This window comes from Mycobacterium sp. (assembly GCF_008709575.1).
Classification (GTDB): Bacteria; Actinomycetota; Actinomycetes; order Mycobacteriales; family Mycobacteriaceae; genus Mycobacterium.
Genome location: NZ_VYIK01000031.1, coordinates 15,523 through 40,844, shown reverse-complemented (window position 1 = coordinate 40,844; position 25,322 = coordinate 15,523). Strand labels below are relative to the sequence as shown.

At 68.5% G+C, this 25,322-nt stretch carries 25 protein-coding genes, 1 tRNA gene and 1 pseudogene; 18 read left to right on the top strand and 9 right to left on the bottom strand.

Features of this window, described 5'->3' with window-relative positions:
- Window positions 1-544 (bottom strand): hypothetical protein (locus F6Q13_RS09070; protein ID WP_293055288.1); only part of this gene is annotated, 544 nt, incomplete at its 3' end.
- Between the two features lie 257 nt (window positions 545-801).
- A tRNA-Leu gene (locus tag F6Q13_RS09065) sits at window positions 802-887 on the bottom strand.
- Between the two features lie 73 nt (window positions 888-960).
- On the opposite strand from F6Q13_RS09065, the gene F6Q13_RS09060 reads away from it, so the two are divergent.
- Together F6Q13_RS09060 and F6Q13_RS09055 are read left to right on the top strand one after the other, a co-directional pair.
- Window positions 961-2,301 (top strand): M20/M25/M40 family metallo-hydrolase, encoded by a 1,341-nt coding sequence (locus F6Q13_RS09060; protein ID WP_293055286.1) that lies wholly within the window; start codon window positions 961-963, stop codon window positions 2,299-2,301.
- Between the two features lie 22 nt (window positions 2,302-2,323).
- A complete protein-coding gene (locus F6Q13_RS09055; RefSeq protein WP_293055284.1) occupies window positions 2,324-2,854 on the top strand; it encodes a YbhB/YbcL family Raf kinase inhibitor-like protein in 531 nt (176 codons plus the stop codon).
- Between the two features lie 4 nt (window positions 2,855-2,858).
- On the opposite strand, the gene F6Q13_RS09050 is transcribed toward F6Q13_RS09055, so the two are convergent.
- From F6Q13_RS09050 to F6Q13_RS09040, 3 genes are read right to left on the bottom strand one after another with little or no spacing between them, the layout of a single operon-like run.
- The gene (locus F6Q13_RS09050; protein WP_293055295.1) at window positions 2,859-3,926 is read right to left on the bottom strand and encodes a quinone-dependent dihydroorotate dehydrogenase; all 1,068 of its coding nucleotides are present in this window, start codon (window positions 3,924-3,926) and stop codon (window positions 2,859-2,861) included.
- An 8-nt stretch (window positions 3,927-3,934) separates the two neighbouring features.
- Window positions 3,935-4,192, bottom strand: a complete 258-nt coding sequence (locus F6Q13_RS09045; RefSeq protein ID WP_293055282.1) for a DUF5703 family protein — start codon at window positions 4,190-4,192, stop codon at window positions 3,935-3,937.
- A complete protein-coding gene (locus tag F6Q13_RS09040; RefSeq protein ID WP_293055280.1) occupies window positions 4,189-5,190 on the bottom strand; it encodes a hypothetical protein in 1,002 nt (333 codons plus the stop codon). Before F6Q13_RS09040 ends, F6Q13_RS09045 begins: the two co-directional genes overlap by 4 nt.
- Window positions 5,191-5,364: 174 nt before the next feature.
- On the opposite strand from F6Q13_RS09040, the gene F6Q13_RS09035 reads away from it, so the two are divergent.
- From F6Q13_RS09035 to F6Q13_RS09000, 9 genes and pseudogenes are all read left to right on the top strand, one after another.
- Window positions 5,365-5,673 (top strand): hypothetical protein, encoded by a 309-nt coding sequence (locus F6Q13_RS09035; RefSeq protein WP_293055278.1) that lies wholly within the window; start codon window positions 5,365-5,367, stop codon window positions 5,671-5,673.
- Window positions 5,674-5,804: 131 nt separating this feature from the next.
- Window positions 5,805-6,068 (top strand): annotated as a pseudogene (locus F6Q13_RS20290) (HNH endonuclease); the annotation flags it as partial.
- A 669-nt stretch (window positions 6,069-6,737) separates the two neighbouring features.
- Window positions 6,738-7,568, top strand: a complete 831-nt coding sequence (locus F6Q13_RS09030) for an undecaprenyl-diphosphate phosphatase (RefSeq protein WP_293055293.1) — start codon at window positions 6,738-6,740, stop codon at window positions 7,566-7,568.
- A 195-nt stretch (window positions 7,569-7,763) separates the two neighbouring features.
- Window positions 7,764-8,465, top strand: coding sequence for a histidine phosphatase family protein (locus F6Q13_RS09025; protein WP_293055276.1), 702 nt, complete (start codon window positions 7,764-7,766; stop codon window positions 8,463-8,465).
- Window positions 8,466-8,530: 65 nt separating this feature from the next.
- Window positions 8,531-9,118, top strand: a complete 588-nt coding sequence (locus tag F6Q13_RS09020) for a DUF3090 domain-containing protein (protein WP_293055274.1) — start codon at window positions 8,531-8,533, stop codon at window positions 9,116-9,118.
- Window positions 9,102-9,932, top strand: a complete 831-nt coding sequence (locus tag F6Q13_RS09015) for an SCO1664 family protein (protein WP_367141269.1) — start codon at window positions 9,102-9,104, stop codon at window positions 9,930-9,932. The genes F6Q13_RS09020 and F6Q13_RS09015 overlap by 17 nt, the downstream gene beginning before the upstream one ends.
- Before the next feature lie 33 nt (window positions 9,933-9,965).
- Window positions 9,966-10,733: a 3'(2'),5'-bisphosphate nucleotidase CysQ gene (locus F6Q13_RS09010; RefSeq protein WP_293055272.1), complete on the top strand. Its 768-nt coding sequence runs from the start codon at window positions 9,966-9,968 to the stop codon at window positions 10,731-10,733.
- 20 nt (window positions 10,734-10,753) lie between these two features.
- Window positions 10,754-11,992: a cysteine--1-D-myo-inosityl 2-amino-2-deoxy-alpha-D-glucopyranoside ligase gene (gene mshC / locus F6Q13_RS09005; protein WP_293055270.1), complete on the top strand. Its 1,239-nt coding sequence runs from the start codon at window positions 10,754-10,756 to the stop codon at window positions 11,990-11,992.
- 19 nt (window positions 11,993-12,011) lie between these two features.
- Window positions 12,012-12,836 (top strand): SDR family oxidoreductase, encoded by an 825-nt coding sequence (locus F6Q13_RS09000; RefSeq protein ID WP_293055268.1) that lies wholly within the window; start codon window positions 12,012-12,014, stop codon window positions 12,834-12,836.
- 26 nt (window positions 12,837-12,862) lie between these two features.
- Here F6Q13_RS09000 and F6Q13_RS08995 read toward each other — a convergent pair whose 3' ends face one another.
- A complete protein-coding gene (locus tag F6Q13_RS08995) occupies window positions 12,863-13,741 on the bottom strand; it encodes a PAC2 family protein (RefSeq protein ID WP_293055266.1) in 879 nt (292 codons plus the stop codon).
- Window positions 13,742-13,821: 80 nt separating this feature from the next.
- On the opposite strand from F6Q13_RS08995, the gene metH reads away from it, so the two are divergent.
- From metH to F6Q13_RS08970, 5 genes are all read left to right on the top strand, one after another.
- Window positions 13,822-17,406: a methionine synthase gene (gene metH, locus F6Q13_RS08990; protein WP_293055264.1), complete on the top strand. Its 3,585-nt coding sequence runs from the start codon at window positions 13,822-13,824 to the stop codon at window positions 17,404-17,406.
- Window positions 17,407-17,411: 5 nt separating this feature from the next.
- Complete coding sequence (locus tag F6Q13_RS08985) at window positions 17,412-18,797, top strand: sugar porter family MFS transporter (protein WP_293055262.1); 1,386 nt, start codon at window positions 17,412-17,414, stop codon at window positions 18,795-18,797.
- A 27-nt stretch (window positions 18,798-18,824) separates the two neighbouring features.
- Entirely contained in the window at window positions 18,825-19,106 is a 282-nt protein-coding gene (locus F6Q13_RS08980; protein WP_293055260.1) for a phosphoribosyl-ATP diphosphatase, read from the top strand.
- On the top strand, window positions 19,107-19,961 hold the full coding sequence (gene hisG, locus F6Q13_RS08975; protein WP_293055258.1) for an ATP phosphoribosyltransferase: 855 nt from the start codon (window positions 19,107-19,109) through the stop codon (window positions 19,959-19,961).
- 61 nt (window positions 19,962-20,022) lie between these two features.
- The gene (locus F6Q13_RS08970) at window positions 20,023-20,505 is read left to right on the top strand and encodes a DUF4126 family protein (RefSeq protein WP_293055256.1); all 483 of its coding nucleotides are present in this window, start codon (window positions 20,023-20,025) and stop codon (window positions 20,503-20,505) included.
- A 36-nt stretch (window positions 20,506-20,541) separates the two neighbouring features.
- Here the strand turns inward: F6Q13_RS08970 and F6Q13_RS08965 are convergent, their stop codons facing one another.
- A complete protein-coding gene (locus F6Q13_RS08965) occupies window positions 20,542-21,393 on the bottom strand; it encodes a RecB family exonuclease (protein WP_293055254.1) in 852 nt (283 codons plus the stop codon).
- 74 nt (window positions 21,394-21,467) lie between these two features.
- Between F6Q13_RS08965 and F6Q13_RS08960 the strand changes: the two genes are divergently transcribed.
- Window positions 21,468-22,307 (top strand): tRNA (adenine-N1)-methyltransferase, encoded by an 840-nt coding sequence (locus tag F6Q13_RS08960; protein ID WP_293055253.1) that lies wholly within the window; start codon window positions 21,468-21,470, stop codon window positions 22,305-22,307.
- Here F6Q13_RS08960 and F6Q13_RS08955 read toward each other — a convergent pair.
- Both F6Q13_RS08955 and F6Q13_RS08950 read right to left on the bottom strand, forming a co-directional pair.
- Window positions 22,301-22,597, bottom strand: coding sequence for a DUF503 family protein (locus F6Q13_RS08955; RefSeq protein ID WP_293055251.1), 297 nt, complete (start codon window positions 22,595-22,597; stop codon window positions 22,301-22,303). The two genes, F6Q13_RS08960 and F6Q13_RS08955, sit on opposite strands and share 7 nt — an antisense overlap.
- 8 nt (window positions 22,598-22,605) lie before the next feature.
- Window positions 22,606-23,112 (bottom strand): hypothetical protein, encoded by a 507-nt coding sequence (locus F6Q13_RS08950; RefSeq protein ID WP_293055249.1) that lies wholly within the window; start codon window positions 23,110-23,112, stop codon window positions 22,606-22,608.
- 326 nt (window positions 23,113-23,438) lie between these two features.
- Between F6Q13_RS08950 and arc the strand changes: the two genes are divergently transcribed.
- Window positions 23,439-25,265 carry a proteasome ATPase gene (arc, locus tag F6Q13_RS08945; protein WP_293055247.1) on the top strand — a complete coding sequence of 609 codons (1,827 nt, stop codon included), beginning with the start codon at window positions 23,439-23,441 and terminating at the stop codon, window positions 25,263-25,265.
- Window positions 25,266-25,322: the final 57 nt, after the last annotated feature.

Genomic DNA, 25,322 nt, shown 5'->3' with positions numbered 1-25,322 from the left:
GTCGCGGGTGGACTTGGGCGAGTTCGGCCCGCAGGTGCTGCAACCGGCGCTGCTTGGCGAAGCGTTCCGCCTGACTGGCATAGCCTTTCGGTGCGCCGGCTTTCCGGCGTGCTCTGCGCTGAGCCACGGTGAGCGTGTCGTCGGTGGGGGCAGCCAGGCGTTTCTCGATGGTGGTGATCGCCGCCCGCAACCCGATCATGTGGCGGTACTGGGCGTCACGCGCCAACCGGTACTGGTCATCATTGCCGGCGATGATCGCATTAGCCCACCGCGACGACGACTGCGCGGTCAACGCCTTCTTGCGTCCGTTGAGCTCATCACGGCGGACCTGCCTACGCTGTTCGGCGTTCAACGCGGGATCCGCCGGCGGCCGGTGTGCCGTCGCCACCAGATCCGCGCGACGCAGGCCACCGAGATGAGCGGCAACCTGATCGAGCACGAACTCGTCGTCAGCAGATGTGCGCAGCCGCGCGGTGATCGCCACCCCAGTTGGGGAGGCGACCGGTTTGACCCCACGCCACCCGCGCAACCTCCCGGCGGTCATACCGCGACATTCTCCTCGACAAGTCCGACAAATCCGCTCATCCAACACTGACCAACAAAACCGCCAGCTGCTCTCAACCCGCCGCACACCCGTGTTCGTGGTCAAGAGGCGGCATAGCACCGCAATGGGATATTCGCCGTTCCCGCCGTAGGGCAGATTCAGGACATCAACGCGATGCCCAAGCGGTATCAGCAAATCCAGAAAATCCTCTCCGATCAAGTTCAGAGCGGATTTTCCATAATTTAGCTAACAAAATGTGTCCGAGGGGGGACTTGAACCCCCACGCCCAGTAATAGGGCACTAGCACCTCAAGCTAGCGCGTCTGCCATTCCGCCACTCGGACAACGCCAACCAATGTGGCAGCTAAGGCTATCGGATCGACCTTCCGGCCGCATGCAGTGGTAGGAAAGAGGACTGTGACTGTGCCAACCCCGGTAGTCGCCGATCCCGCCGACGACGTGGTGGACGTCGTCAGCACGCTGATCCGGTTCGACACCACCAACACCGGCGATGCGGCGACCACCAAAGGGGAAGCCGAGTGCGCCCAGTGGGTCGCCGACCAACTGCAGGACGTCGGCTATGAGGTCGAGTACGTCGAGTCCGGCGCGCCCGGACGCGGCAACGTATTCGCCCGGCTCGCGGGCGCGGACCGCTCCCGCGGGGCGCTGCTGATCCACGGACACCTCGACGTGGTGCCCGCCGAGGCCGCCGACTGGAGCGTGCACCCGTTCTCCGGGGCAGTCGAGGACGGCTACGTCTGGGGCCGCGGCGCCGTCGACATGAAAGACATGGTCGCCATGATGATCGTGGTGGCCCGCCAGTTGCGCCGCGCCGGGATCGTGCCACCGCGCGATCTGGTGTTCGCCTTCGTCGCCGACGAGGAGAACGGCGGCACGTACGGGTCGCACTGGCTGGTCGACAACAGGCCCGACCTGTTCGACGGCGTCACCGAGGCGGTCGGCGAAGTCGGCGGCTTCTCGGTCACGGTGCCGCGACGCGACGGCGGGGAGCGCCGGCTCTATGTGATCCAGACCGCTGAAAAGGGGCTGCAGTGGATGCGGCTGACCGCGCACGGCCGGGCCGGGCACGGTTCGATGGTGCATGACCACAACGCCGTCACCGCCGTTGCCGAGGCCGCCGCGCGGCTCGGCCGCCACCGTTTTCCGCTGGTGCTGACCGATACTGTCGCGCAGCTTTTGGCCGCGGTCGGCGAGGAGACCGGGTACCGCTTCGATGTCGCCGACCTGGAGGGCGTTGTCGACAAGATGGGATCGATCGCCCCGATTCTCAAGGCCACCCTGCAGGACACCGCCAACCCGACGATGCTGCGGGCCGGCTACAAGGCCAACGTCGTTCCGGCGATCGCCGAGGCGGTGCTGGACTGCCGGGTGCTGCCCGGGCGGTTGGCGGCGTTCGAGGCCGAGGTCGACGAGCTGATCGGGCCTGACGTGACCCGGGAATGGATCAGCTGCCAGCCGCCCTACGAGACCGGCTTCGACGGCGACCTGGTCGATGCGATGAATGCCGCCCTGCTGGCCAACGACCCGCAGGCGCGGACCGTGCCGTACATGCTTTCCGGCGGGACGGACGCGAAAGCCTTTGCGCGGCTGGGTATTCGCTGTTTCGGGTTTACTCCGCTGCGGTTGCCCCCGGACCTGGATTTCGCCGCGTTGTTCCACGGCGTCGATGAGCGGGTGCCCGTTGACGCGCTGAGGTTCGGTACCGGAGTGCTGGCACACTTTTTGACACATTGCTGACGCTGGCCGGAGAGGACTGACCATGATCGCACCACCCGACCCGTATGACCGGCTGCCCAAGCTGCCGTCGTTTCAGCTGGAGTCTCGGTCCATCACCGACGGCCAGCCGCTGGCCACCGCCCAGATCAGCGGCATCCTGGGCGCCGGCGGCGCGGACGTGAGCCCGCAGCTGAGTTGGTCGGGCTTTCCCGCAGAGACCCGCAGCTTCGCGGTCACCGTCTACGACCCGGACGCGCCCACGCTGTCGGGGTTCTGGCACTGGGCGGTGGCCAATCTGCCCGCCGACGTCACCGAGTTGCCGGAGGGCGTCGGCGACGGCCGCGCGCTGCCGGGCGGTGCGATCACCCTGGTCAACGACGCCGGGATGCGCCGCTACGTCGGTGCCGCGCCGCCCCCGGGCCACGGCCCGCACCGCTACTACGTCGCGGTGCATGCGGTCGACGTCGACAGGCTCGACCTCCCCGAGAACGCCAGTCCGGCCTATCTCGGGTTCAACTTGTTCCAGCACGCCATCGCCCGGGCCGTCATCTACGGCACCTACGAGCAACGGTAGCTAGTTAATTTCTGCGCGCCGCCGAGCCGACCGCCTCGCTCAGCGACGCGAAGCCGCCGGCGTGCAGCCGGCGAGCGATGCCGTCGTGCAGATGCTTTGCCCACAGCCCACCGCCGTAGACGAAGCCGGTGTAGCCCTGCAGCAACGACGCGCCCGCGGTGATGCGCTCCCAGGCATCGGCGGCGGTCTCGATGCCGCCGACGCTGACGAGCACCAACCGATCACCGACCCGGTCGTAGAGCCGCCGCAGCACCTCGGTGGCCCGGCGCGCCAGCGGAGGCCCGGAGATGCCGCCGGGTCCCAGCGCGTCGACCCCGGGCGTCATCAGCGCCTCTCGTGAGACCGTGGTGTTGGTGGCGACGATGCCGGCCAGACCCAGCTCGACCGCCAGGTCGGCGACATCGTCGATGTCGGCGTCGGCCAGCTCCGGCGCGATCTTGACCAGCACCGGCGTCGAGGTCTCCGCGAGCACCGCGGACAGGATGGGCCGCAGCGCGGCGGTGGCCTGCAGGTCACGTAGTCCCGGCGTATTCGGCGAGCTGACGTTGACCACCAGGTAGGACGCCAGCGGGCCGAGCAGCCGGGCGCTGGTCCGGTAGTCGTCGGCGGCCCGCTCGGGTGGGGTGCAACCGGACTTGCCGATGTTGACCCCGATCGGCACGTCGGGGCGGTGTCGGTCGAGGCGGGACGCGAGTGTGCCGGCACCGCAGTTGTTGAACCCCATCCGGTTGAGCAGGGCCCGGTCGGCGGGTAGTCGGAACAGCCGTGGGGCCGGGTTGCCTGGTTGCGGATGCGCGGTGACGGTACCGACCTCGGCGTAGCCGAAACCCAGCGCACCCCAGCTGCGCAGCCCGAGGCCGTCCTTGTCGAAGCCTGCGGCCAGGCCCACCGGTCCGGGGAAGTGCACACCGAACACGGTGCTGGCCAGCACCGGGTCGGTCGGCGCCAGCAACCGTCGCAGGGACCGGCGTAGCGGAGCGACGGCGGTGGCCGCCCGCAGCGCCGCGAACACCAGCAAGTGGGCGCGTTCGGGTGGCAGCTGAAACAGCATCCGGCGCGCCGCGCCGTACACCGCCTGGCTCACAGTCCCGGCTGGTCGGCCGGACCATTGGTATCCAAGCGGGATTTATTGCGGCGCAATAGGATTCGCCGACTTCCGTCGGTGTAGAGCCGCACCCTGGTCAGCTCCCAGCCGCGGTATTCGGCTTCGATGGACAACCGGGTCGAGACGCTGAGCCTGGTCACCTCCGGCGGCAGCCGCAGTGGCGCCCACTCGTACTCGTCGGACATCTCGCTGTCCCACTCCGCCGGCAACCGGCTCCGCCGTGCCGCTGTCAACGCCGACCCGCCGCGTGTTCGATCACCTGGACGCCCGCGCCGCAACCCGACACCACGTACAGCGTGTCGGAGATCTCGTCGACGGCCAGCGTGTTGGGTTGCCGCACGGTTGGGTACCGTACCTTTTCCACGGGGATTCCGGTGCTGAGATCGTAACCAATCACCCTATTGGCGGCGGTTTGCGACACCCAGACCAACCGTTTCGACCCGGCCAGGCCGTAGGGGGCCTGCCGCACCGGGTAGGCCTGGCGCAGGATCAGCGCGCTCGCCCTGGCATCCAGTCCATACACCAGCAGTTCGCCGCCGCGGGTGTCGACGACCAGGACGCGGCCCGCCGGATCGGCAGCCATCGTGGTGGCACCCAGGCCGGCGCGCAGGGTCTGTCCGACTTTGCCGTCGGCGCCGATCGTGGTCAGCGAGGTCTGCGCGCGGTCCAAGGCCACCACGGTATTTCCCTGCGTCGAGAGGACATCGACCGCGAAGTCGGTCTTCGTCCGGGCAGGGGCAGCACCGGGGGCGAGCAGGTACACCGTGCCGTCGCCGGCGCCCAGCACAATGGCGGCGTCGCCGCGCCGGGTGATCGCGGTGAACGCGGTGTTCGGCGCTTCGTCGACCCCGACACGGGCGAGGTGGCCGTCGGACAGATCCACGGCGAAGTAGCCGCCGCGGGTGGACAGGTAGGCGGTGCCGGCGTCGTCACCGGCCAGCGCGCTCGCCGGTCCGGGCAGGGCGATGATGCGCGGCGACGGTTGCCCGCCACTTAGCACCGCCAGGTTCGGGGGCGCCGCCGGGTTCGCTCCGGGAACCAGTACCGCCAGCGCAGCGGTGCGGCGATCGAAGATCGCCGCCTGCGGGCGCCCGCTCAGCGGGTGCACCACGCCGGCCGGTGGGCCTGAAACCGGCGGCGAATCGGCCGGCTGTGCGGGCTGGACGCTCGGTGGTGAGTTCCGCGGTGTGGTCGAGGCACATGCCGTGACCACCGCCAGCACAAGCAGCAAACCAGCGACACGCCGGTGAGCTGGCAGTTGCGCGAGTTCGGCGGTTGGCGGCAAAGGGAATCTTTCGGCTATGCAGCGCAGGGTCGGATTGGGCATCGATTGTAGGCAAGGTTGTCGGGTGCGACGCGGCCCGATTGTGCCGGCGCCGCGGCCGGACCGAGGTAGGGTCACCGCATGACGCTCGCCGAAGGCCACCAGCGGACTGTTCCCGATTTCGCCATCGAGGACATGTGGACCGGCGTTTTCGGGGGCGCGGTGCTCGCCAGTGGGTTCGGCCGGGTCGGCGATGGGCGCAGTTTCGCGTTCCGTATCGAAGGTCAGTGGCTGCTCGTTGAGGTGTATCGGACCCGGCTGAGCGGACCGGTCCCGCAGGCCGAGGATGTGGTGGCGACCGAGCGCCGCAGTGTGGTCGACATCGATGTCGGCGACGAACGCAGCCTGGCTGCGGCCGTGCGGGACTTGGTGGCGCTGGCGTTGCAGTAGAGCCTGTTCACCCTGGGGGCTGGTGCGCTTGCGCCTGGTGGAGTTTGCGGGTCACGGTTGTCGTTGCGGTACCGTCGGCTGGCTCGAACGTTCACAGACCGCAGACACCGCCCGATTTTCGGCGCCAGTGGATGGTGGCGCCGTCGGGGGTGGTGGCCGCTCTTGATGCGCTCGATGTGGCGGTGGCGGCCCTCGACGCGCTCGATTGGGCCGCCTGCGACCCGGCGGTGCGGCTGCGCGCGCTGGCGCAGCTAGAGACCAGAGCGTGACCGGTCACGAGTTGATCGCCGGGCTGGCCGAGGAGGATCGCGCCGATATCGGTGGCCCGGTCGGTCGTCGCCGACTGGCTGCGGATCAGCTGTGCTGATGCGCGCCGCCGGCTGCGTGACGCCCGGTAACTGGCCGCGCGGATGACGCTGACCGGCCAGAACTGGTCGGGCCGCGACTGCGCAGACGAGGGCCTTCCCGATGGACAAGCCCCGACAGAACACGAGTCGGCCCTCATACGACGCGCGCGGTGGCACACCCCGCGGGATCAGCCCTGGCGGTTCCGGGGAACGCGTCGCAGAGGCGAAAATCGCCTCATCAGCGCAGTCGGTAGGCCGAACGGTATTGAGATTGCATCCAGGGCTGCGCCTGCCCCCAGATTCACGACCCTAGACGCAATCTCGACACCGCTGCGGTGTGATCCAGGCGCGGATCCGACCGAATGGACTGTGCAGCGTCGAAGTCGATGCCGTGTTTGGCCAGGTTTACCGCACTCGTGGCAGGACCAAACTCGAAGTCACGCACGTGCAGAAATCATCCCGTAATGGAATGCGGGCAGATTATCGACTTGCCGACAACCTCACCCTGGCCTGCCACTGCGACAACGACCTAGCCGAACTACCACCACCCCGAACGCTACCGAGCAAAGCACGAATAGACCCGCACGCGCACCGCTACACCCAAACGTCGAGACGAGTGACCCGACCCCCAGACAGGAACGCACTCGCGCCGGGCCACCACCACCCACCCCGCAGTCGGGTGCCGGTACGGTCATCGTCGTGACTGCGGCACCGGTGATGTCTTGGTGGCAGGTCGTCGTATTGGCCGCGGTGCAGGGCCTGACCGAATTCCTGCCGGTGTCGTCGTCGGGCCACTTGGCGATCGTCTCCAAGCTCGTGTTCGGCCATGACGCCGGCGCCTCGTTCACCGCGGTGACCCAGCTGGGCACCGAGCTCGCCATCGTGGTCTACTTCGCGCGCGATATCGGGCGCATCGCCACGGCGTGGCTGCTCGGGTTGGTCGTCGCCGCGCATCGCACCGTGGACTACCGGCTGGGCTGGTATGTCATCATCGGGACGATCCCGATCAGCATGCTGGGTTTGCTGCTTACCGAACAGATCCGCACCGGGGCACGCAATCTCTGGGTGGTGGGCACCGCGCTGGTGGTGTTTTCGGCGGTGATCGCGGCTGCGGAGTACCTGGGCCGGCAGAACCGCCACCTCGACCAACTAACCTGGCACGACGCCGTCGTCGTGGGGATTGCCCAGACCCTGGCGTTGGTTCCCGGCGTCTCACGCTCCGGAGCCACGATCAGCGCCGGCCTGCTCATCGGGCTCGATCGCGAGCTGGCCGCCCGGTTCGGGTTCCTGCTGGCCATTCCGGCGGTGGCCGCGTCGGGGTTGTTTTCGCTGCCCGACGCGTTGCACCCGGTCGATGCGGGGATGAGCGCGACGGGCCCGCAACTGATAGTTGCCGCCGTGATCGCGTTGGCGGTGGGCTGGGCGGCGGTGGCGTGGTTGCTGCGGTTTCTGCTGCATCATCGGATGTACTGGTTTGTCGGCTACCGGGTAATCGCCGGGACCGGGGTTTTGATCCTGCTGGCGACCGGGGCGCTGAGCCCGGGATGACCCGCGCCGGCGACGATGCAGAGCGAAGCGATGAGGAGGAGCGGCGCCGATGACCCGCGCCGGCGACGATGCAGAGCGAAGCGATGAGGAGGAGCGGCGCCGATGAGCTGCGCCGGCGACGATGCAGAGCGAAGCGATGAGGAGGAGCGGCGCGACAATGCCGCCAGTGACGACGTCCGGGCGAAAGCGGCGTAAATGACCGTCATCCTGTTGCGGCACGGGCGGTCGGTCTCCAACGCCGCCCAGATCTTGGCCGGTCGTACAGGTGGAGTCGACCTCGACGACCAGGGTCGCCGGCAAGCCGCGGACCTGATCGGGCGCCTCGGCGACCTGCCGATCCAGGCGGTGGTGCACTCACCGCTGCTACGGTGTCGGCGCACGATCGAACCGCTGGCCACCGCGTTGGGGCTGCAGCCGTTCGCCGACGAGCGGCTGGCCGAGGTGGACTACGGCGACTGGACCGGTCGCAGGATCGCCGACCTGGCTAAGGAGCCGTTGTGGGCGGTGGTCCAGGCGCATCCCAGCGCGGCGGTGTTTCCGGGTGGTGAGGGGTTGGCGCAGGTGCAGGCGCGCGCGGTGGCCGCCGTCCGCGATCACGACCGGCGGCTGGCCGACCAGCACGGCGCCGACGTGCTGTGGCTGGCCTGCACCCACGGCGACGTCATCAAATCGGTTGTCGCCGACGCGTTGGGCCTGCACCTGGATGGCTTTCAGCGGCTTATTGCCGACCCGGCTTCGATGAGCGTGATCCGCTATACTGCAGTGCGCCCATTTGTGCTGCACGTCAACCACACCGGTGAGCGGCTGACGTCGGCGCTGACGGCCGCTCCGTCGGCCGACGGTGAGCCAAATGCCGCGCCGTCCGGCGATGCGATGGTCGGCGGGTCCACTGACTGAGTGAGCGACAGGGGACCGCTAAGCCAGTACGCCGCAGCGGCAGTAGCCGGTACTTTGGAGATACCATGCCTCGCGCAATCCACGTCTTCCGGACACCCGACCGCTTCGTCGCCGGGACTGTTGGCCAGCCCGGAAACCGCACCTTCTACCTGCAGGCCGTGCACGATTCCCGGGTGGTGTCGGTGGTGCTGGAAAAGCAGCAGGTGGCAGTGCTCGCCGAGCGCATCGGCGCGTTGCTGCACGAGGTGAACCGCCGATTCGGCACGCCGGTTCCGCCGGAGACCACCGAGGTCGAGGACCTCAGCCCGCTGATCACGCCGGTCGACGCCGAGTTTCGGGTCGGCACCATGGGCCTGGGCTGGGATTCCGAGGCCCAGACCGTGGTGGTCGAACTGCTGGCCGTCACCGACACCGAATTCGACGCGTCGGTAGTGCTTGACGACACCGACGAGGGACCCGACGCGGTGCGGGTGTTTCTGACACCGGAGTCGGCACGGCAGTTCGCGACCCGCTCCTACCGCGTCATCTCGGCGGGACGTCCGCCCTGCCCGCTGTGCGACGAACCGCTGGACCCCGACGGTCACATCTGCGCGCGCACCAACGGCTACCGGCGCAGCGCGGCGCTCGGATCCGACGATGACCTCGAGGATTGACGATCGTGCGGTGTTGCGGCGCGGCGAGCTGACTATTCTTGGGCGGATACGCTCGGCGAGCAACGCGACGTATCTGTGCGAGTCAACGCTTGACCGACGCAGTGTGCACTGTGTGTACAAGCCGATCGCCGGCGAACAGCCGCTGTGGGACTTTCCCGAGGGCACATTGGCCGGCCGCGAGTTGGGCGCATATCTGGTGTCGGCGCAGCTGGGCTGGAATATCGTGCCCTACACGATCATTCGCGACGGTCCGGCGGGTCGCGGCATGCTGCAGCAGTGGGTGGATCAACCGGGTGACATGATCGGCCCACAAGCCGGGCCTGACGACGCGCGCGCCGACCCCGACCTCGTCGACGTGTTCCCTGTCGCCAAGCCCCCGCCGGGTTATCTACCCGTGCTGCGGGCCTACGACTATGCCGGCTGCGAGGTCATGTTGATGCACGCCGACGACGCCAGGCTGTGGCGGATGGCGGTGTTCGACGTGCTGATCAACAACGCCGACCGCAAGGGCGGCCATATCCTGGCCGGCGTCGACGGTCGGGTCTACGGCGTCGACCACGGTGTGTGTCTGCACGCTCAGGACAAGCTGCGCACCGTGCTGTGGGGCTGGGCCGGCAAGCCGGTCGACGACGAAACACTGGATGTGGTGGCCCGGCTCGTCGATGCGTTGGACGGCCCGCTCGCCGAGGCGCTGACCGGCCACATCAGCGCCGTGGAGATCGCGGCACTGCGTGCCCGCGGGCGCGCGCTGCTGGACAACCCGGTGATGCCCAGTCCGGACCGGCCTCGGCCGATTCCCTGGCCCGCGTTCTGACGGTCTCGGCAATACTCGGCAATACTCAATCAGGTGAGCCCAGATCTGACGGACGCGGCATTGGCCGCCGACCTGGCCGTCGACGCGGGAAGGCTGCTGCTGGCGATCCGGGACCGGCTGGGCTTCGACGACCCCTGGCTGCTGGGCCGGGCGGGCGACAGCCGGGCCAACGCGCTGTTGCTGCAGCGGCTGGGCGCCGAGCGGCCCGGCGACGCCGTGCTCTCCGAGGAGGCCTACGACGACCTGGACCGGTTGACCGCCGAGCGGGTGTGGATCGTCGACCCGGTGGACGGCACCCACGAGTTCTCCACACCCGGCCGCGACGACTGGGCCGTGCACGTGGCGTTGTGGCGGCGCGACGGCGGCCCGCACGGCGCTATCACCGATGCCGCCGTCGCGTTGCCCGCGACGGGGGAGGTGTACCGCAGCGACACCGTGCGCGCGGTCGCGTCGGTGCATTCCGGGCCGATCCGGATCACCGCCAGCGCCCACCGCCCGCCGGCGGTGTTGTACCGGTTGGTCGAGCGGCTCGACATCGAGTTCGTGCGGATCGGATCGGCCGGCGCCAAAGCGATGTCGGTGGTGCGCGGCGATGCCGACGCCTACATCCATGCCGGAGGGCAGTGGGAGTGGGATTCGGCCGCGCCGGCCGGCGTGCTGATGGCGGCAGGCATGCACGCGTCCCGGCTGGACGGTTCCGAGCTGGTCTACAACCGCCCGGATCCTTATCTGCCCGATTTCCTGATGTGCCGCCGCGAGCTGGCCGGCGTGCTGCTGGGTGCCATCCGGGTGGCCGTCTAGACCGGCTCTACAGTCGACGTATGCAGCCCTGGCCCCTGTCACCGCCACCGGTCCTGCCGGGCCGCGGCCCGCAGCTGCGCCTCTACGACACGTCGGACCGGCAGGTTCGTCCGGTGGCGGCCGGGTCCACCGCCAGCATGTACGTCTGCGGCATCACCCCCTATGACGCCACCCATCTGGGTCATGCCGCCACCTACTTGACGTTCGACCTGGTCCACCGGCTGCTGCTGGACCTGGGCCATGACGTGCACTACGTGCAGAACGTCACCGATGTCGACGACCCGCTGTTCGACCGCGCGAGCCGCGACGGCGAGGACTGGCGCCCCCCCGCGCCCGGCGGGGCCCCGCGGTTCTGCACCGATATGACCGCACTGCGGGTGTTGCCGCCGCAGGAGTACGTGGCAGCCACCGAGGCCATGGACGAGGTCGTGGAGCTGGTGGAAAAGATGCTGGCGTCCGGGGTGGCCTACATCGTCGACGACGCCGAGCACCCCGACGTGTATTTCCGCGCCGACGCCACCGGCCAGTTCGGCTACGAATCGGGCTACGACCGGGACACCATGCTGGCGCTGTCCGCCGAGCGGGGCGGTGACCCGGACCGGCCCGGCAAAACCGACCGGCTCGATGCGCTGCTGTGGCGAGCCGCGCGGCCCGATGAGCCCAGCTGGCCGGCGCCGTTCGGCGCCGGACGGCCGGGCTGGCACGTCGAGTGCGCGGCGATTGCGCTGAGCCGTATCGGTGTGGGCCTGGACATCCAGGGCGGCGGCACCGACCTGATCTTTCCCCATCACGAGTTCACCGCGGCCCACGCCGAAGCCGTCAGCGGCACGCGGCGGTTCGCCCGCCACTACGTGCACGCCGGGATGATCGGCTGGGACGGGCACAAGATGTCCAAGAGCCGCGGAAACCTGGTGCTGGTGTCGACGCTGCGCCGGCAGGGCGTCGAGCCGTCGGCGATCCGGCTGGGTTTGCTGGCGGGCCACTACCGCGCCGACCGGTTCTGGGACGCGGCAACGCTCGCCGAGGCCACCGCGCGGTTACACCGCTGGCGCAGCGCGACCGCGCTGCCCGCCGGCCCTGATGCCGCCGACACTATCGCCCGGGTGCGCGGCTACCTGGCCGACGACCTCAACACGCCCAAAGCGCTGGCCGCGGTAGACGGTTGGGCGACCGACGCGCTCGAATACGGCGGCCACGACCCGGCCGCGCCGTCGGCGGTGGCAACCGCGATGGATGCGTTGCTCGGAGTCGACCTGTGACCGCGGTAGGGTTTTCGTGATGACTCCCCTCGATTCGCAGGTTGTGCTGATCACCGGCGGCGCCAATGGCATCGGCGCCGAGCTGGCCCGTCGCCTGCACGCCAGAGGCGCCGCATTGGTGCTGACCGATCTCGACGAGCAGCGGCTGGCGAGGCTGGTCGACGAGTTGTCGGAGCAGCGCGTCCTGGCCGTCACCGCCGATGTGCGGGACCGGGCGGCCATGCAATCGGCCGCCGAGCAGGCGATCGCCCGCTTCGGCGGCATCGACACCGTGGTGGCCAATGCCGGGATCGGCAGCTTCGGGTCGGTGCTGCAGGTCGACCCCGACGAATTTCGCCGGCTCATCGACGTCAACGTGCTCGGGGTGTATCACACGGTGCGCGCCGCACTGCCCACGGTGATCGCCCGCCGTGGTTATGTGCTGATCGTGTCGTCGCTGGCCGCCTACACCGCCGCGCCGGGGATGGCCGCCTACCACGCCTCCAAGGCCGCGGTCGAGCAGTTCGCCGACGTGCTGCGGTTGGAGGTGGCGAACCTGGGCGTCGACGTCGGCTCGGCGCATATGTCGTGGATCGACACGGCACTGGTCGCGGACAACTTCACCGAGATGGTCGCCAGGTTGCCCTATCCGCTCAACCGCACGACCTCGGTGCAGCAGTGCGCGCGGGCCTTCGTCAGGGGCATCGAGCGGCGCAAGCGGCGCATCTACAGCCCGGCCTGGGTGGGCCTGGTGCGCTGGCTCAAGCCGGCGCTCGCCAGCCGGCCCGCCGAGCTGCTGGTCCGCCGGTTCGTGGCCGATCTGCTGGCCCGGATGGACGACGAGATGACTGCGCCGGGTCCTTAGCCGCGCCGAGGTTCACCCTCGGCGCGCTACCGGCCGAAGCCGGGCCGCCGGCGGCGCAGATAGCGCTCGAACTCCGCCGCCAGCGCGTCGCCGTCGATCTTGCCCAGCGCCTCGTGCATGTCGACCTCGGCGTCGCCGCGCTCTTCCAACGCGGCCACGTACGCGGCGACCTCGTCGTCCTCGCTGATCATCTCGCTGACCGCCTGCTCCCACTCCTCGGCCTGCGCGGGTAAGTCGCCCAGCGGCACCTCGATGTCGAGCACATCCTCGACGCGGCGCAACAGCGCCACAGTCGCCTTCGGGCTGGGCGGCTGCGACACATAGTGCGGCACCGCCGCCCAGAACGTCACCGCCGGGATCCCGGCGGCCACGCAGGCGTCCTGGAATACCCCGGCGATGCCGGTCGGACCCTCGTAGCGGGTCTCGGTGAGGCCGAAGCGCTGCGCGGAGTCCGGCGAGTAGGCCGCTCCGGAGACGGGCACGGGACGGGTGTGCGGCGTGTCGGCCAGCAGCGCACCCAGTATCACGACGGTGTCGACGTTGAGCTTGTCGACCAGGGCCAGCAGTTCGGCACAGAACGTGCGCCAGCGCATGTTCGGCTCCACGCCGTGCATCAACACGACGTCGCGGTCGCTGCCGGGCGGGCGGCAGTGCGAGATCCGCATCGACGGCCACACCAGCTCCCGGGTGACGCCGTCGACTAAGCGGATCACCGGGCGGTTGACCTGGTAGTCGTAGTAGGCCTCGTCGTCGATCTCCAGGATCGGATCGGCCTCCCAGACGGCGTCCAGATGTTCGACGGCACCGCTGGCCGCCTCGCCGGCGTCGTTCCAGCCCTCGAAGGCCGCCACGGCGATCGTGTGGTGCAGTTCGGGCAGCGCAGCGCCCGAATCCGGCGTGGTCACAGCTTCAGCGTACGGCCCGGCGGGCCTGCTCGCGCCCAGGGTAGCGGGCGCTTTTCCATAGATCAGCTATCCTTGCCCGGGTGACGTCCACCGAGCACGCCTACGACACAGATCTGCTGGACTCCTTAGCGCAGCGGGTCTTGGTGGGCGACGGCGCCATGGGAACCCAGCTGCAGGCCGCGAACCTTGCCCTCGACGACTTCCGCGGTCTGGAGGGCTGCAACGAGATCCTCAACGAGACCCGCCCGGACGTGGTGGAGACGATCCACCGCGCCTACTTCGAGGCGGGCGCCGACGCCGTGGAGACCAACACCTTCGGCTGCAACCTGTCCAACCTGGGCGACTACGACATCGCCGACAAGATCCGGGAACTGTCCGAAAAAGGCACCGCGATCGCCCGCCGGGTGGCCGACGAGCTGAGCACGCCGGCGCGCCGACGCTACGTACTGGGGTCGATGGGGCCGGGCACTAAGCTGCCGACGCTGGGACACACGTCCTTCGCGCTGATCCGCGACGCCTACGGCCAGGCCGCGCTCGGGATGTTAGACGGCGGCGCGGACGCCATCCTCGTCGAGACCTGTCAGGATTTGCTGCAGCTCAAGGCGGCGGTGCTGGGGTCGCGGCGGGCGATGGCGCAGGCGGGACGGTACATCCCGGTGATCACCCACGTCACCGTCGAAACGACCGGCACCATGTTGCTGGGCAGCGAGATCGGCGCAGCGCTGACCGCCATCGAGCCGCTCGGCGTCGACGTAATCGGCTTGAACTGTGCGACAGGGCCCGCGGAGATGAGCGAACACCTGCGGCACCTGTCGCGGCACGCTCGCATTCCGGTGTCGGTGATGCCCAACGCCGGATTGCCGGTGCTGGGTGCCGACGGCGCTGTATACCCGCTGCAGCCCGAGGAACTCGCGGAGGCGCTGGTCGGCTTCGTCGAGGAATTCGGACTGTCGCTGGTCGGCGGCTGCTGCGGCACCACTGCCGAACACATCCGCCAGGTTGCCCGGGCCGTGCGCAAGGCCAAGCGCGCGGAGCGCCACGTCAGTCACGAGCCGTCGGTGTCTTCGCTGTACACCGCAACGCCCTTCGCTCAGGAAGCATCGGTGCTGATGATCGGCGAACGGACGAACGCCAACGGCTCCAAGGCGTTCCGCGAGGCGATGATCGCCGAGGACTACCAGAAGTGTCTGGAGATCGCCAAAGACCAGACCCGCGACGGTGCACATGTGCTGGATTTGTGCGTGGACTACGTCGGCCGCGACGGTGTCGCCGACATGGCCGCGCTGGCCAGCCGGCTCGCGACGGCGTCGACATTGCCGATCATGCTCGACTCCACCGAGACCGCGGTGCTGCAGGCCGGTTTAGAACACCTCGGCGGGCGCTGCGCGATCAATTCGGTCAACTACGAGGACGGCGACGGCCCCGAGTCGCGCTTCGCCAAGACGATGCAGCTGGTGGCCGAGCACGGGGCGGCGGTGGTGGCGTTGACCATCGACGAGGAGGGACAGGCCCGCACCGCCGCGAAGAAGGTGGAAATCGCCGAGCGGCTGATCGCCGACATCACCGGCAACTGGGGAGTGGAGGAATCGTCGATCCTGGTCGACTGTTTGACCTTCACCATTGCCACCGGGCAGGAGGAATCGCGCCGCGACGGCATCGAAACCATCGAGGCGATCCGTGAGCTCAAGAAGCGCCATCCCAACGTGCAGACCACCCTGGGGTTGTCCAACATCTCGTTCGGTCTCAATCCGGCTGCCCGTCAGGTGCTCAACTCGGTGTTTTTGCACGAATGCCGGGAGGCCGGGCTGGATTCGGCCATTGTCCATGCGTCGAAAATCTTGCCGATCAACCGGATTGAGCCCCGGCAGCGTGACGTCGCTCTGGATTTGGTCTACGACCGTCGCCGTGAGGGTTATGACCCGCTGGCCGAACTCATGGCCATGTTCGAGGGTGTGTCGGCGGCGTCGTCGCGGGAGAGCCGGGCGGCCGAGCTGGCCAAGCTGCCGCTGTTCGAGCGCCTGGCGCGGCGCATCGTCGACGGCGAACGCAACGGGCTCGAAGACGACCTCGACGAGGCGATGGGCCAGAAGTCGCCGCTGGCGATCATCAACGAGGATCTGCTGGCCGGCATGAAGGTTGTCGGCGAGCTGTTCGGCTCGGGGCAAATGCAATTGCCGTTCGTGCTGCAGTCAGCCGAGGTGATGAAGACCGCCGTCGCCTACTTAGAACCGTATATGGAAAAAACCGATGCGGCTGAAAACGCGGCGGGTAAGGGCCGCATCGTGCTGGCCACCGTCAAGGGCGACGTGCACGACATCGGCAAGAACCTGGTCGACATCATCTTGAGCAACAACGGCTACGAGGTGGTCAACCTCGGGATCAAGCAGCCGATCGCCAACATCCTGGAAGCGGCCGAGGACAAGCGCGCTGACGTGGTCGGCATGTCGGGGCTGCTGGTGAAATCGACTGTGGTGATGAAGGAGAACCTGCAGGAGATGAATGCCCGCGGGGTGGCCCGCAAGTTCCCGGTGCTGCTCGGCGGCGCGGCGTTGACCCGCAGCTATGTCGAAGACGACCTCGCCGAGATCTACGAGGGCGAAGTGCATTACGCGCGCGACGCTTTCGAGGGTTTGAAGTTGATGGACACCATCATGAGCGCCAAGCGGGGGCAGTCAGTCGATACCGACGGTCCGGCCAGGGAAGCTGCGCGCGTCAAGCAAGCCCAGCGCAAGGCCCGCCATGAGCGATCCAAACGCATTGCCGCGCAGCGCAAAGCCGCCGAGGAACCGGTCACCGTGCCGGACCGTTCCGATGTCGCCGCCGATGTGGAGGTGCCGGCGCCGCCGTTCTGGGGATCCCGGGTCGTCAAAGGCCTGGCGGTGGCCGACTACACCGAGCTGCTCGACGAGCGTGCGCTGTTCTTGGGCCAATGGGGCTTGCGCGGAGCCCGGGGCGGTGCGGGCCCGTCCTACCAGGAGCTGGTGGAGACCGAGGGGCGGCCGCGGTTGCGCTACTGGCTGGAGCGGCTGTCCACCGACGGCGTGCTGGCGCACGCGGCGGTGGTCTACGGCTACTTCCCGGCGGTTTCGTCAGGTAATGACGTCATCGTGCTCGAGCGGCCAGAGCCCGACGCGGCCGAGCGTTTCCGGTTCAGTTTCCCGCGTCAGCGGCGCGGCCGGTTCTTGTGCATCGCCGATTTCGTGCGGTCCCGGGCGCTGGCCACCGAGCGGGGCGAGGTCGACGTGGTGCCGTTCCAGTTGGTGACGATGGGCGAGCAGATCGCCGACTTCGCCAACGAGCTTTTCGCGTCGGACGCCTATCGGGACTATCTCGAGGTGCACGGCATCGGTGTGCAGCTCACCGAGGCGCTGGCCGAATACTGGCACCGGCGGATTCGCGACGAGCTGCGGTTCTCCGGCGACCGGGCGATGTCGGCCGAGGATCCGCGGGCCAAGGAGGACTACTTCAAGTTGGGCTACCGCGGTGCGCGGTTCTCGTTCGGCTACGGTGCCTGCCCCGACCTGGAGGACCGGGTCAAGACGATGGCGTTGCTGGCGCCCGAGCGCATCGGAGTGAGCCTGTCGGAGGAAATGCAGCTGCATCCCGAGCAGTCCACCGACGCGTTCATCCTGCACCATCGGGAAGCCAAGTACTTCAACGTCTGAGTTCGATGACCACCGCCGCTTCGCCGTGGGCCGCCGCGCGGTACGCGGCGGTGGCCGCGCTGGGCGGGGTGATGTTCGGATACGACATTTCGGTGGTCAACGTCGCAGTCAAAGCACTGCAGAGTCACTTTCGGCTCGACAACGCCGTGCTGGGTTTCGTGGCGGCCGCGGCGCTGCTGGGCGCGGCGACCGGGGCGGTGGTCACCGGGCGGATCGCCGACCGGAGGGGTCGGCTGACGATGATGAAGCTGGCGGCTGGGCTGTTCATTGTCGGCGGGCTGGGTGCCGGCCTTGCGGGCGGGATTTGGGCGTTCGTCGTCTTTCGCGGCATCGCCGGCGTCGGCATCGGGGTGTCGTCGGTCGTCGGCCCGGAATACATCGCCGAAGTGTCGCCGCCGCGCATCCGCGGCCGGCTCGGCTCATTGCAGCAACTCGGTGTCGTGTGCGGGATCTGCGGATCGCTGGCGGTGAACTGGCTGCCGTTTCATCTGGCCGGTAACCCGGACGGCGAACTGTGGCTGGGCCTGGCCGCCTGGCGCGCGACATTCCTCGCCGAGGCGATTCCCGCCCTGATCTACGGCCTACTGGTCTTCACTATCCCCGAATCACCACGCTATCTTGTTTCAAGGCAACGGGTTCCGGAGGCTCGCCGGGTGCTTGCGATGCTGGGCGCCGAGGTGGACGCCACCGTGGAACGCATCTCCGAGACACTGAAACGGCACACCCCGCCGTCGTGGCGTGATCTCCGCAAGCCGGGTGGCGGCCTCTACGGCATCGTCTGGGTCGGTTTGGGGCTGGCCGTCCTTCAACAGCTCGTCGGTGTCACGGTGATCTTCTACTACTCCGACGTGCTCTGGCAGCAGGCCGGATTCGGCGAGCAGTCGTCGTTCACCGTCGCCTTGGTCACCTCGGTGGTCAATGTGGTCGTGACGTGCGTGGCAATCGTGCTGATCGACCGGGTCGGTCGCCGTCCGCTGTTGCTGGCCGGTTCGGTGGGCATGACGCTGACGCAGGCGACGCTGGCCGTCGTCTTCGGCACGGCGCCGATCGTCGGCGGCCGCCCCCACCTGGTCGGCGCGGCGGCGCCGATCGCGCTGGTTGCCGCCAACGCGTTCGTCGTCGCGTTCGGCATTTCGTGGGGGCCGGTGCTGTGGGTGGAGCTGGGCGAGATGTTCCCCAACCGCATTCGCCCGGCTGCCCTGGGACTGGCCGCGGCCGCCCAATGGCTGGCCAACTGGACGGTGACCGTGACGTTTCCGGTCTTGCGGCCGGGTTTCGCCTACGGCTGCTACACGCTCTTTGCTGCGCTGTCGTTGGTGTTCGTGTGGCGATGGGTCCGCGAGACCAACGGCATCGCGCTGGAGGACATGCCCGCGGAAGTGGCGCGGTGAAACCGCCGTGACTTTGCCGGCCCACCCGTGCGACAATCGCTGCCCGTGAAGACGTTCGAGGATCTGTTCGCCGAACTGGGCGAACGTGCCCGCACCCGGCCCTCCGGCAGTGCTACCGTGGCCGCACTGGACGGCGGAGTGCACGCGCTGGGCAAGAAGATCCTGGAGGAGGCGGGGGAGGTATGGCTGGCCGCCGAACACGAAACCGACGACGCGCTCGCCGAGGAGATCAGCCAATTGCTGTACTGGACGCAGGTACTGATGATCTTTCGCGGACTCACACTCGACGACGTGTATCGGAAGCTCTAGATGCTGCGCGTCGCGGTGCCCAACAAGGGTGCATTAAGTGAACCGGCCGCCGAGATCCTCGCCGAGGCCGGGTACCGCCGTCGCACCGATCCCAAGGATCTGACCGTCCTCGACCCGGTCAACGACGTCGAGTTTTTCTTTCTGCGGCCCAAAGACATTGCCATCTATGTGGGCTCCGGGGAGCTCGACTTCGGAATCACCGGGCGTGATCTTGCCCGCGAATCGCAAGCGCCGGTGGCCGAACGGTTGGCGCTGGGCTTCGGGTCGTCGAGTTTCCGGTACGCGGCGCCCGTCGGCCGGGACTGGACCGTGGCCGATTTGACCGGGCGCCGGATCGCCACCGCCTACCCGAACTTGGTACGAAAAGATCTGGCGACCAGAGGGATTGACGCCACTGTAATCCGTCTCGACGGCGCGGTGGAGATCTCGGTGCAGCTGGGCGTGGCCGACGCGATCGCCGACGTGGTGGGCTCGGGCCGGACCCTGAGCCTGCACAACCTCGTCGCGTTCGGTGAGCCGTTGTGCGACTCGGAGGCGGTGCTGGTCGAACGGGCCGGCTCGGCGGCGGACGAATCCAAAGCTGCTCGTGAACAGTTGGTCGCCCGGGTGCAGGGCGTAGTGTTCGGCCAGCAATACTTGATGCTCGACTACGATTGCCCGCGTTCGGTGCTCGACGCCGCCACGGCGATCACCCCGGGGCTGGAGTCACCGACCATCGCCCCGCTCGCCGAACCGGATTGGGTGGCGGTTCGGGCGCTGGTGCCGCGCCGCGACGTCAACGCGACCATGGACCGGCTCGCGGCGATCGGCGCCAAGGCCATCTTGGCTTCGGAGATCAGGTTCTGCCGGTTCTGATCCCGGCGGGCGTGGCGGCCGTGTTAGCGTCCCGAGTGATCCGATTGCCCGGAAGGCCGCCATGACGCATTTGCTCGTCCTGTTGCTCGCGCTGCTGATCGGCGTCGTCGCCGGCTTGCGCTCGGCGACGGCCCCCGCCGTGATCGCATGGGCAGCGCTGCTGCACTGGATCAACCTGCGCGGCACGTGGGTGTCGTGGCTCGACCATCCGCTGCTGGTCACCGTCCTCACCGCGCTGGCGGTGCTCGAGCTGGTCGCCGACAAACTGCCCGTGACGCCCGGCCGGGTCGCCACCGGGTCGTTCCTCACCCGGCTCGTCGTGGGCGCATTCGCCGGCGCCGTCGTCGGCACCGCATGGGGCTACCCCTGGGGCGGACTGGGCGCCGGCGTGATCGGCGCGGCTTCGGGCACCTGGGGCGGGCACACGGCCCGGACCCGGTTGACCGCCGCGCGCGGCGGCCACGACTTGCCGATCGCGCTGCTCGAGGACATGGTGGCGGTGCTGGGTGGGTTCGCCGTCGCCGCGATGACCGCGGTTGTGTGACCGTACGTTTAGCGGCATGCGCCGGGGTTCCGCCGGTCAGGCGGGTGAGTCACCGGGCGGACGCAGCTGCGTCGGCCACCCGGGGTAGGGCGGTGCGGTGCCGCCGGAGGCAGGGCAACACGGCTGGTGCGGACACCAGTCGCAGAGCTTCGAGGGGCGGGGCCGGAAGTCACCGGTTTCGCCCGCCGCCTGGATGGCCCGCCAGATCGCCATCAACGTCTTCTCGAAACGCAGCAGCTCGTCATGATCGGGGGAGTAGTCGAGCAGCTGGCCGTCGGCCAGGTAAATGAGCCGTAGCCGGGTGGGCAGCACGTCGCGAGAGCGCAGCAGCGCCACCGCGTAGAACTTCAGCTGGAACAGCGCCTTGAACTCGGCGAAGGCTCGTGCCTCCAGCGGTGCCTTGCCGGTCTTGTAGTCGACCACGCGGAGCTCTCCGGTGGGCGCGACGTCGATCCGGTCGATGAAGCCGCGCAGCAGCGTCCCGTCGGCCAGTTCTACTTCGACGCGCTGTTCGCAGCTTTGCGGATCGAACCGGGTCGGATCTTCCAGCCGGTAGTAGCCCGACAGCAACGCCCGAGCCTCGTCGAGCAGCTGGGTGCGCTGCTGCGGATCCAAGCCGGCGGCCAACGCAGGCTCCCCGGCCAGCAGCTGCTCGAACGCCGGGCCCGCCAGCGCCCGCGCGGTCTCGGGGATGCGCTGGGCGGCCGGCAGGGCATAGAGCTGCTCCAGCGTGGCATGCACCACCGAGCCGCGCAGCTGCGCAGCCGACGGCGGCTCCGGTAGCCGGTCGATGGCCCGGAACCGGTACAGCAGCGGGCACTGTTTGAAGTCGGCGGCCCGCGACGGGGACAACGCCGGTCGGTTGACGTCCTCGGCCACGCTGCTCATACCGGCAGCCTAGAAGCGCGCTCCGACAACCCCGCGCAGCGGCCCCGGCGCGTCGGCTGGCAGGCTAATCGACTGTGTCAGCACCCGGGCCGTTAGCCGTCGGTGACCGTGTCCAGCTCACCGACGCCAAGGGCCGGCACTACACGGTGGTGCTCACAGCGGGTGCGGAGTTTCACACCCATCGCGGCGTGATCGCCCACGACGCGATGATCGGCCTGCCTGAGGGCAGCGTGGTGAAGTCCGGCAGCGGAAACCCGTTTTTGGTGCTGCGGCCGCTGCTGGTCGACTACGTCATGTCGATGCCGCGGGGGGCCCAGGTGGTCTATCCCAAAGACGCCGCCCAGATCGTGCACGAGGGGGACATCTTTCCGGGCGCCCGCGTCCTGGAGGCCGGCGCCGGATCGGGTGCCCTGACCTGCTCGCTGCTGCGCGCGGTGGGCCGCGACGGGCAGGTGATTTCCTACGAGACTCGCGCCGACCATGCCGAACACGCCCGCCGCAACGTGGCGGCCTTTGTCGGCCACCCGCCGCAGAACTGGCGACTGGTTCTGGGTGACCTGGCGGATTGCGATCTGGCCGACGATTCGATCGACCGCGTCGTGCTCGACATGCTGGCGCCGTGGGACGTGCTGGACGCGGTGGCACGGGTGCTGGTGGCCGGCGGGGTGCTGATCATCTACCTGGCGACGGTCACTCAGCTGTCCACGACCGTGGAGGCGCTGCGCGACCAGCAGTGCTGGACCGAGCCGCGGGCCTGGGAGACCCTGGTGCGCGGCTGGAACGTCGTGGGGCTGGCCGTGCGGCCGCAGCACACGATGCGGGGCCACACCGGGTTTTTGGTGTCGGCGCGCCGGCTGGCTCCGGGTACCGTCGCGCCGACCCTGCTACGCCGCAAACGCCAGCCCGCTCAGTAGTCGTCACTGCGGTGCAGCCCGCGACGCACCGAGAGCAGTTCGAACTCCGGATGTGCGGCCATCAGCCGCTCGGCCGCGTCCAACACCTCGACGGCGTGGCCGCGATCGGCCGACACGACGGCCACCCCGATGCCGGCCCGCCGGTAACGGTCGTGGAACCCGCTCTCGGCGGCCGCGACACCGAACTTGCGCTGCAACTCGGCGACCACCGGGCGCACCAGCGACCGCTTTTGCTTCAGCGAGCGCACGTCACCGAACAGCAGGTCGAACTCGAGCCAACCGATCCACATCCGGGCGGCTAGCGGACGGGTGGCCCGGCCGGGAACGCCAGCAGCAGCTCGGCGGTCTGTTGCGAGAGCTGCCAGCCCCCGTGGTGGGCCTTGAACTCCATCGGGAAGGTGAACGTGCTCACGGCGGGGTTGGGTGTGCTGACATCGACGGTGGCTACCGCGTGGGCCGGGTGCCGATCCGACCAGGCGACATCGCGTGCCGTGAACGTCATCGGCGCGTAGCCCCCGTCGCGCAGCGCCGTGGCAAACCTGTCCAGTACTGCGGCGTTGTCAAGGGTGGCACCTTCGATGAGGCTCAGCTTCGCGGTGCCCGGGACGGCGGGGTCGGCGAGCCGGTACAGCACGTCGGTGAGGACTTCCGGCGGCGGCGGCGCGGGCGCGACCGGGGCAATCGGAGCAGCGGCCGGCGCGGGCGGCGGGGACGCAGCAGCCGACAGAGCGCCCTTCGAACACCCCGATACTCCAAGCGCTACCACCGCGGCGGCGATCAGTGCTGAGACAAGCTGTCCAGACATCGGCGACGTCAGCCCGCTGCCAGGTTTCGCCTGGCCGGCGCCTGTGTGATGTTCGACATAGTGGACGCCCGCGGCCGGCGGCCGTGTCGCGCGAGGCGGCCCTCCAGCCCGCTCTCGACCAACGGCGGTGCATCCAAGATCGCCGGCCGCCACCCACCCGGCGGGGGATTTCGCGCTCATAGCTGTCCTGTCGACTCGACCGATTCGGCGTCAATGGTAGCCACGGCTTAGGCGGGTGCTGTTTGTAGTTCCCGCACGAATCCGAAATCGCCGGTAGCGTTGGAGTATCCGCGGTGCCACGCTTCGGCGTGGGAAAGGAGCGCAACATGGGTGAGTCAGAGCGTGAAGCGTTCGAAACCCGCCGCGACACGGGCCTGTCCAGCGAGGATGTCGCCGAGTTGGAAGAGTTGCGGCGGGAAGCGGCGATGCTGCGCGAGCAGCTGGAGCATGCTGCAGGTCCGCAGAACCCTGTCCGCAGCGCTCGCGATGTGCACCAACTCGAGGCCCGAATCGACTCGCTGGCCGCACGTAATTCAAAATTAATGGAAACCCTCAAGGAAGCCCGCCAGCAACTGTTGGCGCTGCGCGAAGAGGTCGACCGCCTCGGGCAGCCGCCCAGCGGCTACGGCGTGCTGTTGGCCGCGCATGACGACGGCACTGTCGACGTGTTCACCTCGGGTCGCAAGATGCGTCTCACCTGCTCGCCGAATATCGACGTCGCCGCGCTGAAAAAAGGTCAAACGGTGCGGCTTAACGAGGCGCTGACGGTCGTCGAGGCCGGAAGCTACGAATCGGTCGGGGAGATCTCGACGCTGCGCGAGATCCTGGCCGACGGTCACCGTGCCCTCGTGGTCGGGCATGCCGACGAGGAGCGCATCGTCTGGCTGGCCGAGCCGTTGGTCGCCGAGAACCTGCCCGACGGCAAGTCGGACTCCTCGCACGACGACACCCGGCCGCGCAAGCTGCGCCCCGGTGATTCGCTGCTGGTCGACACCAAGGCCGGGTACGCGTTCGAACGCATCCCCAAGGCCGAGGTCGAGGATCTGGTGCTCGAAGAGGTGCCCGACGTCAGCTACGACGACATCGGCGGGCTGGGCCGGCAGATCGAGCAGATTCGCGACGCGGTGGAGCTGCCGTTCCTGCACAAGGAGCTCTACAAGGAATACGCGCTGCGCCCACCCAAGGGGGTGCTGCTGTACGGCCCGCCCGGCTGCGGCAAGACGTTGATCGCCAAGGCGGTGGCCAACTCGCTGGCCAAGAAGATGGCCGAGGTGCGCGGCGACGACTCCCGCGAGGCGAAGTCCTACTTCCTCAACATCAAGGGCCCCGAGCTGCTCAACAAGTTCGTCGGCGAGACCGAGCGTCACATCCGGTTGATCTTTCAGCGGGCCCGTGAGAAGGCCTCCGAGGGCACGCCGGTGATCGTGTTCTTCGACGAGATGGACTCGATCTTCCGCACCCGCGGCACCGGGGTGAGCTCGGACGTCGAGACGACGGTCGTCCCGCAGCTGCTCAGTGAGATCGACGGGGTGGAGGGGCTGGAAAACGTCATCGTGATCGGCGCCTCCAACCGCGAGGACATGATCGACCCGGCGATCTTGCGGCCCGGCCGCCTCGACGTCAAGATCAAGATCGAGCGCCCGGACGCCGAGTCGGCCCAGGACATATTCTCCAAGTACCTGACCGAAGACCTGCCGGTGCACGCCGACGATCTGGCCGAGTTCGACGGCGACCGCGCCGCCTGCATCAAGGCGATGATCGAGAAGGTCGTCGACCGGATGTACGCCGAGATCGACGACAACCGGTTCCTGGAAGTCACCTACGCCAACGGCGACAAGGAAGTGATGTACTTCAAGGACTTCAATTCCGGGGCCATGATCCAAAACGTGGTGGACCGGGCCAAGAAGAACGCGATCAAATCGGTGCTGGAAACCGGCCAGCCCGGTCTGCGCATCCAGCATCTGCTCGATTCGATCGTCGACGAGTTCGCCGAGAACGAGGACCTGCCCAACACCACCAATCCCGACGACTGGGCGCGGATCTCGGGCAAGAAGGGCGAGCGGATCGTCTACATCCGCACCCTGGTCACCGGCAAGAGCTCGAGTACCAGCCGGGCCATCGACACCGAGTCCAATCTGGGCCAGTATCTCTGAGTCGGTTGAGCGCCGCCGCGGCGCGTTCGCGCCGAAATCTGCGCGCCGCGGCGCGCG